The organism is Faecalibacterium sp. An77 (assembly GCF_002161315.1).
Lineage (GTDB): Bacteria > Bacillota > Clostridia > Oscillospirales > Ruminococcaceae > Faecalibacterium.
On record NZ_NFHK01000001.1, the window covers coordinates 159,935 to 173,910 of the forward strand.

Consider the following 13,976-nt stretch of genomic DNA (forward strand, 5'->3'; position numbering starts at 1 on the left):
ATGTCGCCCCGCTCTGGTAGGATCGGGGGCCGATATCCGGGTGTAGCGCAGTTTTGGTAGCGCGCTTGAATGGGGTTCAAGAGGCCGTGAGTTCGATTCTCGCCACTCGGACCAGAATCCGGGCTGTATCTCGCAGGAGATGCAGCCCGGATTTTTTTATTTTCCACACAGAAAGGATTCACCAACGTCTATGAAATGGTTTGTTTGTCTCCGGGCTTTGCTGGGGCCGGACCCCGCCCGGGAGAAAGGGGAGAGAGGAGAAAATCAGGTGGCAGCCCGCCTGGCCGAAAAAGGCTGGTTCCGGGTCAAGGGCCTGTGCCTGCGCAATTTGTACCTGCCGGCGGGGGAGAACGCCACCACCGAGGTGGATATGATCTACCTGACCCGGAAAGGGATTTACGTCATCGAGAGCAAAAACTACACCGGCCGGATCTACGGTGACGAGGACCGGCCCCAGTGGACCGCCGCCGTGTATGCGGGCCGGGGCTGGCTGGGCCGGGTCAAAACCGAAAAGCACAGCCTGTACAACCCCATCTGGCAGAATGCAGGGCATATGCGGGCCTTGTCCCGCCTGGTGGGGCCGGAGGTGCCCCTGTGGTCGGTGATTGTGTTTTCGGGCCGGTGCCGCCTGGCGGATGTCCGGTGGGACCGGGACGACACCGCCGTCTGCCGGGTGGAGGAGCTGCCCCGGGTCCTGCGGAAGCTGGGCCGCGGCAAACCCCTGTCCTGGCGGGAGGTGGAGGACCTGTACCGCCGTCTGGAGCCCTATACCCAGGTGTCCTGGTTCCAGAAACAGGCCCATATCCGCCAGGTGAAGGAGAAGGAGCGGGCCCGCCGCGGGCGGTAAAAAGTACGCCTCTTTTTCGCGGCGTGGAGAAAAAGACCCATATTTTGGACAAGGTGCATAAAAATTGCACGACGCCGTTCGACAAATGAGAAAATCTGGTGAAAGTTTGTCCTCAAACTATTTACAAATCGGTAACAGCTGCGTTAAACTAATCACAGAAAGTTCACCGGAAGGGATGAGGCAAACTTGGAAACACAGTGCAGATGGCGCCGCCGGATTGCGGCGCTGATGTTGACCGTCGTGCTGCTGGTCACCTGTATGCCGGGTGCATGGGCAGCCGACCTGAACGTAGACGCAGGCTTTTATATGAAACAAAGCCAAAGCGGAACCTGCACCCTGACGGCGGCGGCCATGATGCTGCGCCGCCGGGCCTACCTGGACGGCCTGTCCGACTGGGTGGATGTGACCGAGAACTCGGTTCGTCCGGCTGCCTGGTCCAATGGCCTGGCCCACAGCTTTACATACAAGTCCATGAAGGTGCTTTACGCCACCCTTCCCTCGGACAACACCGTCAAAACCCAGACCCTCATCAATCTGCTGGCCGCACACCCCGAGGGAATTGTCCTGTATGACCGGACCGAGCCCCACGCGGTTCTACTGACCGACTACACCAACGGTGTGTTTTATTGTTCCGACCCCGCCGGCAATATCTCGGCCGGCCGGGTGCCCCTCTCGGAGGCCATGGTCTCCCTGGCGGATGCCTCCTGCTACTGGTACATCGCCGAGGATCAGAACGCCGCCGCAGCCGCGCCCCAGACCGGGGAACTGCAGCTGGTGGGGGTTACATATCCCGTCAATGTCCACGCCGGTTCGGGCCTGAGCCTGAACGGCACCGTCACCGCCACCGCAGGCAGCACCCTGGCGGAGGTGGCCGTCCTGGTGGAGGATGCCGCCGGCAACACCGTCCTGAGTGCCTCCGCCAACCTGACCGGCGCCGAGAGCAGCTGGTCGGTGCGGGAAGTGGACAGCCAGATTCCCTTCGGCATCCTGCCCGCCGGCAATTACACCTATCTGGTGATTGCCGAGGACACCACCGGCGCAAGCCTCTGCTTCACCAGCAGCTTCACGGTGTCGGATGCCGCCGCCAGCAGCGGGTCCTATTGGTCCGTTCAGGACCCCGACGGCTCCATGCTCCAGGAGGAGCCCGCCGCACAGCCCGCCGCCGACAGTTCCAGCGGCAGCCTGATGGGCCTGGAAGATCTGTTTGGACTTTTTGGTTCTCTGTTCTGAGTTTTTCCTGAAATAAGACATGGCCCCGGCGCTGTCTTGAAACGCCGGGGCCGTTTTGTTCCTGAAAAAGGGGAATCCTAAGTCTAAGGATCAAGGGTGGTGCCGGGGAAGTAGTGGGCCAGAATCTCGATCCAGCTCTTGCCCTGCTCGGCCAGGGCCTTGGCGCCCCATTGGCTCAGGCCCACCCCGTGGCCATAGCCCCGGGTGGTGATGGAAAACGCATCCCCCCGGGCCTGGATGGTGAAACAGGCGCTCCGCAGCCCCAGCGCCGACCGCAGGGCGGTGCCCTTCACCGTTTGGCCGCAGACCGGCAGGCTGTCCACATAGCCCGAGGGGGTGTAGCTGGGGGTGCCGAACCAGGCCGACGGGTCGATGCCGGCGGTGGAAATCCCCAGGGCCGACCCCAGCGCCCCGCTGACCTGTTCGGCCGACAGGGTCACCGTCACTTCATAGTCCTGGGCGGTCAGGTCGGTGCTGCTGTCCACCGCGGTCAGATAGGGAAGGGCGGTGTCCCAGACGTTTTCGCTGGCCTCGGTCATGCCGTTGGAGATGGCGAAGTAGCTGGCCCCTGCCGGGGCCCCGTCGTAGTACAGCACCTGCCCCGCCACCTGGTCGATGAGGGCGGACAGCCGGGCGTAGTTGGCCTCGTAGGCGGTGCCCCAGTAGCTCCGCAGCACCGTGTCGGTCAGGCATCCCTGACGCCGGGCCGGGTCCACCGCCAGCCAGGGGCCGTCGGGATCATCGCAGTGGTCCCGGCAGTAGAGAATGTAACTGTGACAGGCCACCGCCTGGGCCTTGAGGGCCTCGTCCGGCCAGCTGACCGGCATTTCGGACGCCACCGCCCCGATGAGATAGTCCCGCATGGACAGGGTGAGGGTCTGGCCGCTGTTCTCATCCTGCAACAGGACGGTGGTGTTGTCGCCCTCCGTGCCGGTGCCGGCCAGGCCCGCCAGGCCTCCCGGCTCCTGGGACTGGGGCGCCGGGGCCGCCCCGCTGTCCGCCAGCCCGGGGGCGGAAGCCCCCAGCAGCTGCTCCATCACCAGATAGCTGGCCAGGGGCAGCGCCGTGCCCAGCGCCAGCAGCAGGGCCCATAATAGGATAATCGCTTTTTTCAAGCCGGAACAAGCCTCCTTTCTGGGGTACAGGATACCACTGAACCCTCGCGGGAAAGGCCGAAACGCGCCTGGATCTGTGCGTGCCCCAGCGACGAAATGTGAATAAAATTCGAATATTCTTAAAATATTTCGTATTTCGGGCCGGGTTTGGACAGTTTTGACTTGAATTTATTTAACAAAAGCGATATCATAAGCACATCCATCGCATTTTAGTGGAAAGGGGATCTTTGCACACCAGAGAGGCAAAACAAACGATACCGGCCGCGGGTGCTCTCTGCGGCCGTATGGAGAAGGGAAGGGGATTCGTCATGATGAATACAAATTCGGGAACCAAAGAGCACGAGGCCATGAAAACCCTCTGTGAGGAGTATCTGGCCAATAACTACATCGACCCCGAGACCAGCGAGCGGCTGGGCGTCAAGCGCGGCCTGCGCAACCCGGATGGCACCGGTGTTCTGGCAGGCCTGACCAACGTCTGCGACGTTGTGGGCTACAAAAAGGATCAGGAAGGGCACATCATCCCGATTCCTGGCCGTCTGATTTACCGCGGCGTCAACATCAACGAAATCGTGGAGGAAGCCTACCGCAACGACCGCTTTGTGTTTGAGGAGGTCATCTGGCTTCTGCTGTTCGGCAGCCTGCCCACCAAAAAGCAGCTGGAGAACTTCCACGACATTCTGGCCGAACACCGCGACCTGCCGGAGGGCTTCATGGACACCATGAACGCCCCCTCGCCCAACATCATGAACAAAATGCAGCGGTGTGTCCTGGGCATGTACTCCTACGACGAGAACCCCGAGGACCTGAGCCTGGAGAACCTGCTGCACCAGAGCATCGCCCTCATCGGCGGCATGCCCACCATGATGGTGAACGCCTACCAGATGAAGCGCCGCTTCTACGATAAGCAGAGCATGTTCTTCCACCTGCCCCAGCCGGGCCACTGCACGGCGGAGCATATCCTCAGCACCTACCGCCCGGACCAGAAGTTCACCCATGAGGAAGCCAAGCTGCTGGACACCTGTCTGCTGCTCCACGCCGACCACGGCGGCGGCAACTGCTCCACCTTTGCCACCCGCGTGGTGTCCTCTTCCGGGTCGGACACCTATTCGGCCATTGCGGCGGGCATCGGCGCCCTGAAGGGCCCCAAGCACGGCGGCGCCAACCTGGCCGTCAACCGCCAGCTGAAAGATATCCTGGCCCACGTGGAAAACTACGACGATGACGATGAGGTCCGCGAGTACCTGCGCCGCATCCTGCGCAAGCAGGCCGGCGATGGCAGCGGCCTGATCTACGGCATGGGCCACGCCGTCTATACCATCAGCGATCCCCGTGAGGTGATCCTGAAGGAGCGCGCCCGCCATCTGGCCTACGAAAAGGGCTTTGAGGCCGAGTACAATATGCTGTGCAGCATCGAGCGCCTGGCCCCGGCCATCTTCGCCGAGGAGAAGGGCAGCTCCAAGCCGGTCTGCGCCAACGTGGACCTGTTCAGCGGCCTGATCTACCAGATGCTGGGCATCTCGGAGGACCTGTACACTCCGCTGTTCGCCATCGCCCGTCTGCCGGGCTGGTGCGCACACCGCATCGAAGAAGTGGTCTTTGCCAACCGGATCATCCGTCCGGCCTATAAATATCTGGGGGTGCGTCAGCGCTATAAGCCCCTCGAGGAGCGTTAACCGAAGATGAAAGCAAAGGTAATGGCATACCTGGCCGCTGGGGCCGTGTTCTGCGGCATCCGCTGGGCGGACCTTGCCCTCTGGACCGACCCCGAGACCGGCCTGGTGACCGCGGGGGCCGTGTGGCAGCGGTATCTGGTGCTGGCCGTGTTCGCAGCGGCCGCCCTTCTGGTGGGACGGCTTGCCGGCGGCAGCCCGGCGCCCCTGAACCGCCGCCAGCCTCTGGCCGCCCTGCCCGCTCTGGCAGGGGCTGTCCTCTGCCTGTGGCAGGGGATCGCCGGCCTGCTGGGAGCCGCCGGTGTGGCCGCGGCAGTGGAAAGCGTCCTGGCTCTGGCCTGCGGGGCCTGGCTGGGGTATCTGGGGGTGGGCTGGCTGGCCGCGCCCCGCAAAAATCCGCCTCCGGCCTGGTTCGGCGTGGCGGGCAGCCTGCTCTTTGTGTGGGAGATTCTCCTGAGTTTTATGACCAACGGCTCCAGCTGGCACCGCACCGTCCCCACCTCGGCGGTCTGGCAGCAGCTGGCCGCCCTGCTGTTCCTGGCGGCTTTGCTGCGGGCGCTCTGCCTGCCCGATGCGGCCGACGGCCGGGCGCTGGGGGGCTATGGGCTGCTGGCTTTCTGCCTGTGCCTGTGCTGGCAGCTGCCCCGGTGCGTCCTGTGGACCGCCGGCCCGGGTGACTGGGCTCTGGCCGCCATCGGCCTTTTGGGCGGCGTCTGCGCGGTGCTGTGCGCCGCGCCGTCTCCCCATAGCAAAGGCTCCCACGCGGCGGGCTGATTTGCCAAAAGTACTAAAAACGTTTGAGTGAAATGATATAAAATCTATAAAAACGAAAAACCGCTTGTTATTTCTTTGTCGGGCACTTGAAGGTTTGGCGTTTTTGGTCTATAATAAAGACACCGTGAGATTTATCCTATTTCAAAGGGTAAAAATTTTAGGAGGTATATAAAATGGCTGTAAGAGTTGCTATCAATGGTTTTGGCCGCATTGGCCGCCTGGCTTTCCGTCAGATGTTCGACGCTGAGGGTTACGAGGTTGTCGCTATCAACGATCTGACCAGCCCCAAGATGCTGGCTCACCTGCTGAAGTACGACACCGCTCAGGGCTCCTTCTGCGGCAAGATCGGCGAGAACAAGCACACCGTTTCTTCCACCGAGGACTCCATCGTTGTCGATGGCAAGGAGATCAAGATCTACGCCATTAAGGACGCTAAGGATTGCCCCTGGGGCGAGCTGAACGTCGATGTCGTTCTGGAGTGCACCGGCTTCTACACCAGCAAGGATAAGAGCATGGCTCACATCGAGGCTGGCGCTAAGAAGGTCGTCATCTCTGCTCCCGCCGGCAACGACCTGAAGACCATCGTCTACTCCGTCAACGAGAAGACCCTGACCGCTGAGGACAAGGTCATCTCCGCTGCTTCCTGCACCACCAACTGCCTGGCTCCCATGGCCGACACCCTGAACAAGGCCTTCCCCGTTGTCTCCGGCATCATGACCACCGTTCATGCTTACACCGGCGACCAGATGATCCTGGACGGCCCCCAGCGCAAGGGCGACCTGCGCCGTGCACGTGCTGGCGCTCAGAACATCGTTCCCAACAGCACCGGCGCTGCTAAGGCCATCGGCCTGGTCATCCCCGAGCTGAACGGCAAGCTGATCGGCTCTGCTCAGCGTGTGCCCGTTCCCACCGGCTCCACCACCATCCTGGTGGCTGTTGTCAAGGGCAAGGACGTCACCAAGGAAGCCATCAACGCCGCTATGAAGGCTGCTGCTTCTGAGTCCTTCGGCTACAACGAGGACCAGATCGTTTCTTCCGACGTCATCGGCATGCGTTACGGCTCTCTGTTCGACGCTACCCAGACCATGGTCGCTAAGATCGACGACGACACCTATCAGGTTCAGGTCGTGTCTTGGTACGACAACGAGAACTCCTACACCTCTCAGATGGTCCGCACCATCAAGTACTTCGCTGAGAACTGCTAAGTACTGAGGGTACTCCAAAGGGCTTATCAGGGGCCGCCAGCTTTCGGGCTGGCGGCCCCTTTTTTGTTTGCCGTGCCGCTGTTTTAGGCGGGCGCCGGAGAAAATCGCAGGCCCATCCGGGCCGCCCTGCACTTTATTTTCCCTGCAGGCTGGACATTTGTTGGTTAAAAGAGTTTAATAAGATTATCTCCACATTTCCAGGGAAGGGGCGATTGTATGCCAGAGGGACCGCAGGGCGCCGGGCGGGAGAGTTTCCGCCTGTTGTATCCGCCGCATAAGCCAGCCAGAGGGGCCGCGCTGCCCGATTCCAGCTTTTTCCACACCCTCCAGATTGACCAGATGGTCTCGGTGCGGCGGGAGAGCTGGCGGGGCCTGCCCGACCTGCGCCTGGAACAGTTTTATACCACTGACACCGACGTCCTGGCCTGGCGGCTGGACGTGGTGGCGGACCTGGTGGCCAGCCAGGACCTGCGGGATTTGATCCGGGACGCCCTGCCCATGCTGCGGGACGCCGCCGAGATGCGAAAAGTCCTGAACAGTTCCTCTTCCTCGGTGGAGAGCAGCCTGGCCTCGGTGCGGTATCTGGAGATTTATCTGGAACTGGTGGAACTGTTCCACAGCCGCCTGGCGTCGGCCCCCATCCGGAGCGAGGGCTTTAGCGCCCTGCGGCAGGAGGTGGAAAAACGGCGCACCAGCGATTCCTACCAGGCCCTGACCCGCCAGCTGGAACAGACCGAATACCAGATCGGCCATATCAAGAGCATCGCCCTGGGCATCAACCTGGACGGCACCCTGCGGGTCACCGACGTGGGCCTGCTGGCTTTGAACACCGACAAATACCGCCAGGGCAGCGTCCTGGACAAGCTGCTGGGCCGGGATAAAAAGGACCCCATGGTCTGCATCTCGGGCTTTGCCAACCTGGCCAAGACCGCCCGGGAGGAGGAAAAACACGCCCTGGACCAGGCGGTCTGCCGGGCGCTGGACACCGCCTTTGCCCGCACCATCCGCAGCTGGGAGCCGGTCATCGACCAGTATTTCCGGGACGAAACCGCCTTTTTCATCGGGCTGCTGGATGATTTCCGGTTCCTGTCGGCGGCGGTCAGCTTTTTGCTGGAACTGAAAAGCCAGGGCTGCGCCCTCTGCCGCCCCGCCATCCGCCCCATGGAGGAAAAAGCCCTCCACCTGAAAGACGTCTACAACCCCATGCTGGTCCTCCGCAGCGAGGACAAGGGGACGGTGGTGGCCAATGACTTCGGCTACGACGCCAAAGGCCGCTTTTATCTGGTCACCGGCCCCAACCACGGCGGCAAGTCCATTTTCTGCTACTCGGTGGGGATGGCCCAGGCCCTCTTTCAGCTGGGCCTGCTGGTCCCCGCCAAAGAGGCGGTTATGAGCCCGGTCCGGTGCATCTTCACCCACTTTCCCACCTCGGACGAGGACAACTACGGCAAGGGCCGCCTGGAGAGCGAGTGCGCCCGGATGAGCCAGATTCTCCACCTGCTGACGGGGGAGGACCTGCTGCTGATGGACGAGAGCTTCAGCTCCACCAGCCTGCTGGAGGGCGGCTATATCGCCGGGGAAGTGCTGTCGGCCATTGCGGTGATGGGCTGCGGCGGGGTCTATGTGACCCATATCCATGAGCTGACCCAGGAGGTGGACCGCTTCAACGCCACCCCCGGCCGCACCGGCTGCATTGACAACCTGGTGGCCCAGATGGAGAACATCGCCGACGGCACCCGCAGTTACCGGGTGATCCGTGCCACCCCCGACGGCCTCAGCTACGCCAAGGACATCGCCCGCAAATACGGCCTCAGCTGTGAGGAAATTCTGGCCGCCCGCCAGGGCTGAACAAGACAAAAAGAAAACCGCGCATCTCCCGCCGCCGGACGGTGAGGGATGCGCGGTATTTTTTATGGAGTGGAAAGGTTAGAACTGAACGGGGTAGAGGCCCTCCTCGGTCAGACGGGCCAGAGCGGCCATGACCCCGGGCTTATCCTCCCGATAGGTGACGCCGTACCACTTGTCGGTGCTGTGGAGCATCCGAACCTGGGCCTTGCCCTCGCCGATCAGATCGGAGATGATGGTGGGCAGGAAGTACTCGCACTTCATGGGATCTTTGGGCAGGCTCTCGGCCAGGAAGCCGGAGAACCGGTCCTGTGCCTCCTGCATGAAGCTGGCGGTCAGGCCCCAGATGCCCATGCTCACCAGGGTGTCGCCGGGCAGGTCTACCCAGCCGTCCCCGTCGGCGTAGCGGATGACGCCGTCCTTGTCCTGGACGATCTTGGTCCGCTCGGTGACGCTCTCCAGCATCCCGTCGCTGCCCACGACGCAGACGCCGCGGGAGACACTGCCGTTCTCGGTGACGGTGTTCTTGACCTGGTAGCCCACCATGCAGTACTGGTACTGCTGGGTGTCGGCGTGGGTGGACAGGTATTCATACATCACGCGGAAGGCCTCGGGGCCGTAGTAGTCGTCCGAGTTGATGACGGCGAAGGGGCCGTGAATCAGATTCCGGGCGCTGAGCACCGCCTGACCGGTGCCGAAGGGCTTGGTGCGGCCCTCGGGGGCGGTGTAGGGAGCGGGCAGGTCGTCCAGGGACTGATAGGCGTACTCCACCTCCATTAGGCGGGACAGACGGTCCCCGATGGCCTTGCGGAAATCCGCCTCGAATTCCTGCCGGATGATGAAGATGACCTTCTCAAAGCCGGCCCGGCGGGCGTCAAAAATCGAATAGTCGATGATCAGCTGCCCGGAAGGACCAACCGGGTCCAGCTGCTTCATGCCGCCGTAGCGGCTGCCCATACCGGCAGCCAGTACGACCAGAACGGGTTTATCCATACAAGTGTTCCTCCTTTGTATGCCAGCCTGTCAATATTCGGTTTCGCCGCCGGCCCGGTCAGCATCCGCATACAGGCCGGCCACCGACAGGACATTCCCGGCAGGAGGTAGGGCCGTAAGGCTGAGCGCGCGGTTTTGCGGTGCGTGTGTCGTTCGTCCGACACGCTGGATGTGGAGCCGGCTGCTTGAGCCTATTATAGACCCGGAGCTCCGTTCTTGACAAGTCTGTTTTTCCCAAAAGCACCCAGAATGCATTTTTTTCCTCCATTGAAGCATGTTTGCCAATGAATTATCAAAGAACTGCTTGCTTTGGGCCGCTGAATTGTATATAATAGAACTATCCACGGGGAGACCCGACGATGACAAAACTCACTTCAGGCAAACAAAAGGATTTGAGAGGAGTTTAGAACAATGGGTTTAGGTAAGAAGACCATCGACGATCAGAATTACTGCGGCAAGAAGGTTCTTGTCCGCTGCGATTTCAACGTCCCCATGAAGGACGGCGTCATCACCAATGAGAACCGCATCAATGCGGCCATGCCCACCATCCAGAAGCTGGTGAACGATGGCGCAAAGGTGATCCTGTGCAGCCACCTGGGCAAACCCAAGAACGGCCCCGAGGCCAAGTTCAGCCTGGCCCCCGTCGCCAAGGCTCTGAGCGCCAAGCTGGGCAAGGAAGTTGTCTTCGCTGACGACGACAACGTCGTGGGCGAGAACGCCAAGGCCGCTGTCGCTGCTATGAACAACGGCGACGTGGTCCTGCTGCAGAACACCCGCTTCCGCAAGGAGGAGACCAAGAACGTGGCCGCCTTCTCGGAGGAGCTGGCCAGCCTGGCTGACGCTTACGTGGACGACGCCTTCGGCAGCTGCCATCGCGCACACTGCTCCACCGCCGGCGTCACCGACTACATCAAGGATACCGCTGTTGGCTACCTGATGGAGAAGGAGATCCGCTACCTGGGCAACGCCGTGAACGATCCTGTCCGTCCCTTCACCGCCATTCTGGGCGGCGCCAAGGTGGCCGACAAGCTGAACGTCATCTCCAACCTGCTGGAGAAGGTGGATACCCTGATCATCGGCGGCGGCATGGCTTACACCTTCATCAAGGCTCAGGGCTACGAGATCGGCCAGAGCCTGTGCGATGACTCCAAGATCGACTACTGCAAGGAGATGATGGAGAAGGCCAAGGCCAAGGGCGTCAAGCTGCTGCTGCCCATCGACACTGTCTGTGTCAAGGCTTTCCCCGATCCCATCGACGCACCGGTTGAGACCGCTGTCTTCCCGGTTACCAACATGCCCTCTGATATGGAAGGCTGCGACATCGGCCCCGAGACCATGAAGCTCTTCGCCGACGCCGTCAAGTCCTCCAAGACCGTCGTCTGGAACGGCCCCATGGGCGTGTTCGAGAACCCCACCCTGGCAGCCGGCACCCTGGCTGTGGCCAAGGCTATGGCTGAGAGCGAGGCTACCACTGTCATCGGCGGCGGCGACAGCGCAGCAGCCGTCCAGCAGATGGGCCTGGGCGACAAGATGACCCACATCTCCACCGGCGGCGGCGCCTCCCTGGAGTACCTGGAGGGCAAGGATCTGCCCGGCATCGCGGTCATTCAGAACGCATAAGGCAGTCGCTTTTCACAAAGATGTGATGGGTGCGGCGGCGACACGCCGCCGCGCCCTTTTATTTTTGGGCGGCTTTTGGAGGCCGACCCTGGGAAAGACAAGGAGAATACGATTATGGATAAGGCAAAGCGCAAGGCTATCATTGCCGGCAACTGGAAGATGAACAAGACCGCCACCGAGGCTGCTCAGCTGATCGACGAGCTGATCCCCGCCGTCAAGGATGCCACCTGCGAGGTGGTCATCTGCACCCCCTTCACCGACCTGGTGACCGCCGTGGCCAAGACCAAGGGCACCAACATCCACGTGGGCGCCGAGAACGTCCACTTTGAGAAGTCGGGCGCCTTCACCGGCGAGATCAGCGCCGACATGCTGGTGGATCTGGGCGTGGAGTACGTCATCGTGGGCCACAGCGAGCGCCGTCAGTACTTCGCAGAGACCGACCAGACCGTCAACAAGCGCACCCTGGCCGCTCTGAACGCCGGCCTGAAGGTCATCGTCTGCGTGGGCGAGAGCCTGCAGCAGCGCGAGGAGGGCGTCACCGAGGAGCTGGTCCGTATGCAGACCAAGATCGCTCTGCGTGACGTCACCGCCGAGCAGATGGCCAACGTGGTCATCGCCTACGAGCCTGTCTGGGCCATCGGCACCGGCAAGACCGCTACCTCGGACCAGGCCGAGGAGGTCTGCGCCCAGATCCGCAAGGTCATCGGCGAGCTGTACGGCGAGGCCGTGGCTGAGGCTACCACCGTCCAGTACGGCGGCAGCATGAACGCCAAGAACTGCGAGGAGCTGGTCAGCAAGAAGAACGTGGACGGCGGCCTGATCGGCGGCGCCTCCCTGAAGGCTGCCGACTTTGCAGTGATTGTCAACGCTGCTTCCAAGGGCTGAGCCCCGGACAAATCAATAGAAACTGAGGAAGAAAAAACTATGGCAAAGAAACCCATGATGCTCTGCATCCTTGACGGCTTCGGCTGGGTGCCGGACGAAGTGGATGGCAACGCCATCGTCGCCGCCAAGACTCCCTATATCGACCACCTGTTTGCCACCTGCCCCAACGTCACCATCGGCGCCTCGGGCATGAGCGTCGGCCTGCCCGACGGTCAGATGGGCAACTCGGAGGTGGGCCACACCAACATTGGTGCCGGCCGCATCGTCTACCAGCAGCTGACCCTCATCACCAAGTCCATCCATGACGGTGAGATGCAGAAGAACGACGTCCTGGTCCGCAACATGAAGGCTGCCATCGACGCCGGCAAGGCCATCCACTTCATGGGCCTGATGGGCACCGGCGGCGTTCACAGCCACGAGGAGCACCTGTTCGGCCTGCTGGAGATGGCCAAGGCCATGGGCGCCAAGGACGTCTATGTCCACGCCATCATGGACGGCCGTGACACCGACCCCCACGACGGTGAGGGCTTCCTGCAGAACGTCCAGAACGAGCTGGACAAGCTGGGCATCGGCAAGATTGCCACCGTCACCGGCCGCTACTACGCCATGGACCGCGACAAGAACTGGGATCGCGAGGAGAAGGCCTACGCTGCCTTCGTCTACGGCGAGGGCGAGAAGGCCAACGGCTGGAAGGAATGCATCGAGCGCAGCTATGCCAACGGCGTTACCGACGAGTTTGTGGTGCCCTGCGTCACCTGCGAGGGCGGCCGTGTCTCGGAGGGCGACACCGTGGTGTTCATCAACTTCCGCCCCGACCGTGCCCGCCAGATGACCCGCATCTTTGTGGACGACGCCTTCGACGGCTTTGAGCGCCGCTATGGCCGGTTCCCGGTGCACTACGTCTGCATGACCGAGTACGACGCCACCATGCCCAACTGCGAGGTGGCTTATCCTCCCGTGGACCTGAACAACGTCATGGGCCAGTATATCTCCGACCTGGGCATGACCCAGCTGCGCATCGCCGAGACCGAGAAGTACGCTCACGTCACCTTCTTCTACAACGGCGGCCGCGAGGAGCCCTTCGCCGGCGAGGATCGCTGCGTGATCCCCAGCCCCAAGGTAGCTACCTACGACCTGAAGCCCGAAATGAGCGCCCCCGAGGTTGCCGAGGAGTGCGTCAAGCGGATTGAGAGCGGCAAGTACGACGTCATCATCCTGAACTTCGCCAACTGCGACATGGTGGGCCACACCGGCGTCTTTGATGCCGCTGTCAAGGCTGTGGAGGCCGTGGACCAGTGCGCAGGCAAGGTCATCGACGCAGTTCTGGCCGCCGGCGGCAAGGTCATCCTCACCGCCGACCACGGCAACGCCGACAAGATGAAGAACCCCGACGGCACCCCCTTCACCGCTCACACCACCAACCCGGTGCCCTGTGTGGTGATCGGCGCAGGCAACGACTTCACCCTCCGGGAGGGCGGCGTCCTGAGCGATCTGGTTCCCACCATGTTTGAGCTGATGGGCATTCCTCAGCCCAAGGAAATGACCGGCAAGAGCCTGATCGTCCGGAACTGATAAAGTCTCCCGCATCCCCGCATAAAACACAGCACAGAGCCCCGCAGGCCTGCGTCCAGCGACGCACCGCCCGCGGGGCTCTTTTTGCGCTTGGTGAGAAGGTTCCGCCCGCAGGGCAGGGGACTGCCCGGGGCCAAAACCTGCCAGGCAGAGCCTGCATTGCAGCAGACGAAAGTATCAAGGGGAAGGGAAGCCTTCGCACAGCGCCTCCTGGGGGCGT

The 13,976-nt window shown here is 62.0% G+C and carries 11 protein-coding genes and 1 tRNA gene; 10 read left to right on the forward strand and 2 right to left on the reverse strand.

The window, feature by feature from the left end; translation table 11 throughout:
- Positions 1-36 precede the first annotated feature (36 nt).
- The 3 genes from B5G28_RS00695 to B5G28_RS00705 all read left to right on the forward strand — a co-directional run bounded on the left by B5G28_RS00695 (position 37) and on the right by B5G28_RS00705 (position 2,077).
- A tRNA-Pro gene (locus tag B5G28_RS00695) sits at positions 37-114 on the forward strand.
- Between the two features lie 76 nt (positions 115-190).
- The gene (locus tag B5G28_RS00700) at positions 191-847 is read left to right on the forward strand and encodes a nuclease-related domain-containing protein (RefSeq protein WP_158099571.1); all 657 of its coding nucleotides are present in this window, start codon (positions 191-193) and stop codon (positions 845-847) included.
- A 186-nt stretch (positions 848-1,033) separates the two neighbouring features.
- Complete coding sequence (locus tag B5G28_RS00705) at positions 1,034-2,077, forward strand: hypothetical protein (RefSeq protein WP_144066501.1); 1,044 nt, start codon at positions 1,034-1,036, stop codon at positions 2,075-2,077.
- A gap of 83 nt (positions 2,078-2,160) precedes the next feature.
- Here the strand turns inward: B5G28_RS00705 and B5G28_RS00710 are convergent, their stop codons facing one another.
- Positions 2,161-3,192, reverse strand: coding sequence for a SpoIID/LytB domain-containing protein (locus B5G28_RS00710; RefSeq protein WP_087245411.1), 1,032 nt, complete (start codon positions 3,190-3,192; stop codon positions 2,161-2,163).
- A gap of 308 nt (positions 3,193-3,500) precedes the next feature.
- Here B5G28_RS00710 and B5G28_RS00715 point away from each other — a divergent pair, with 308 nt between their 5' ends.
- The 4 genes from B5G28_RS00715 to B5G28_RS00730 all read left to right on the forward strand — a co-directional run bounded on the left by B5G28_RS00715 (position 3,501) and on the right by B5G28_RS00730 (position 8,689).
- Positions 3,501-4,865 (forward strand): citrate synthase, encoded by a 1,365-nt coding sequence (locus tag B5G28_RS00715; protein WP_087245413.1) that lies wholly within the window; start codon positions 3,501-3,503, stop codon positions 4,863-4,865.
- Between the two features lie 6 nt (positions 4,866-4,871).
- Positions 4,872-5,636 carry a hypothetical protein gene (locus B5G28_RS00720; RefSeq protein ID WP_087245415.1) on the forward strand — a complete coding sequence of 255 codons (765 nt, stop codon included), beginning with the start codon at positions 4,872-4,874 and terminating at the stop codon, positions 5,634-5,636.
- A gap of 173 nt (positions 5,637-5,809) precedes the next feature.
- Positions 5,810-6,841 (forward strand): type I glyceraldehyde-3-phosphate dehydrogenase, encoded by a 1,032-nt coding sequence (gene gap / locus B5G28_RS00725; protein WP_087245417.1) that lies wholly within the window; start codon positions 5,810-5,812, stop codon positions 6,839-6,841.
- 216 nt (positions 6,842-7,057) lie between these two features.
- Positions 7,058-8,689, forward strand: coding sequence for a hypothetical protein (locus tag B5G28_RS00730; protein WP_087245419.1), 1,632 nt, complete (start codon positions 7,058-7,060; stop codon positions 8,687-8,689).
- Positions 8,690-8,767: 78 nt separating this feature from the next.
- Here B5G28_RS00730 and B5G28_RS00735 read toward each other — a convergent pair whose 3' ends face one another.
- Positions 8,768-9,679 carry a sugar phosphate nucleotidyltransferase gene (locus B5G28_RS00735; protein ID WP_087245421.1) on the reverse strand — a complete coding sequence of 304 codons (912 nt, stop codon included), beginning with the start codon at positions 9,677-9,679 and terminating at the stop codon, positions 8,768-8,770.
- A gap of 411 nt (positions 9,680-10,090) precedes the next feature.
- Between B5G28_RS00735 and B5G28_RS00740 the strand changes: the two genes are divergently transcribed.
- From B5G28_RS00740 to gpmI, 3 genes are all read left to right on the forward strand, one after another.
- Complete coding sequence (locus B5G28_RS00740) at positions 10,091-11,299, forward strand: phosphoglycerate kinase (protein ID WP_087245423.1); 1,209 nt, start codon at positions 10,091-10,093, stop codon at positions 11,297-11,299.
- Positions 11,300-11,413: 114 nt separating this feature from the next.
- Positions 11,414-12,184, forward strand: coding sequence for a triose-phosphate isomerase (tpiA, locus tag B5G28_RS00745; RefSeq protein WP_087245425.1), 771 nt, complete (start codon positions 11,414-11,416; stop codon positions 12,182-12,184).
- A gap of 39 nt (positions 12,185-12,223) precedes the next feature.
- Positions 12,224-13,756 carry a 2,3-bisphosphoglycerate-independent phosphoglycerate mutase gene (gene gpmI / locus B5G28_RS00750; RefSeq protein ID WP_087245427.1) on the forward strand — a complete coding sequence of 511 codons (1,533 nt, stop codon included), beginning with the start codon at positions 12,224-12,226 and terminating at the stop codon, positions 13,754-13,756.
- Positions 13,757-13,976: the final 220 nt, after the last annotated feature.

Excerpts from the sequence above, each read along its gene's own strand:
- gpmI (WP_087245427.1), top strand. The coding sequence starts at position 12,224 with ATGGCAAAGAAACCCATGATGCTCTGCATCCTTGACGGCTTCGGCTGG.
- B5G28_RS00700 (WP_158099571.1), top strand. The coding sequence starts at position 191 with ATGAAATGGTTTGTTTGTCTCCGGGCTTTGCTGGGGCCGGACCCCGCC.
- tpiA (WP_087245425.1), top strand. The coding sequence starts at position 11,414 with ATGGATAAGGCAAAGCGCAAGGCTATCATTGCCGGCAACTGGAAGATG.
- B5G28_RS00720 (WP_087245415.1), top strand. The coding sequence starts at position 4,872 with ATGAAAGCAAAGGTAATGGCATACCTGGCCGCTGGGGCCGTGTTCTGC.
- B5G28_RS00735 (WP_087245421.1), bottom strand. The coding sequence starts at position 9,679 with ATGGATAAACCCGTTCTGGTCGTACTGGCTGCCGGTATGGGCAGCCGC.
- B5G28_RS00715 (WP_087245413.1), top strand. The coding sequence starts at position 3,501 with ATGATGAATACAAATTCGGGAACCAAAGAGCACGAGGCCATGAAAACC.
- gap (WP_087245417.1), top strand. The coding sequence starts at position 5,810 with ATGGCTGTAAGAGTTGCTATCAATGGTTTTGGCCGCATTGGCCGCCTG.
- B5G28_RS00740 (WP_087245423.1), top strand. The coding sequence starts at position 10,091 with ATGGGTTTAGGTAAGAAGACCATCGACGATCAGAATTACTGCGGCAAG.
- B5G28_RS00730 (WP_087245419.1), top strand. The coding sequence starts at position 7,058 with ATGCCAGAGGGACCGCAGGGCGCCGGGCGGGAGAGTTTCCGCCTGTTG.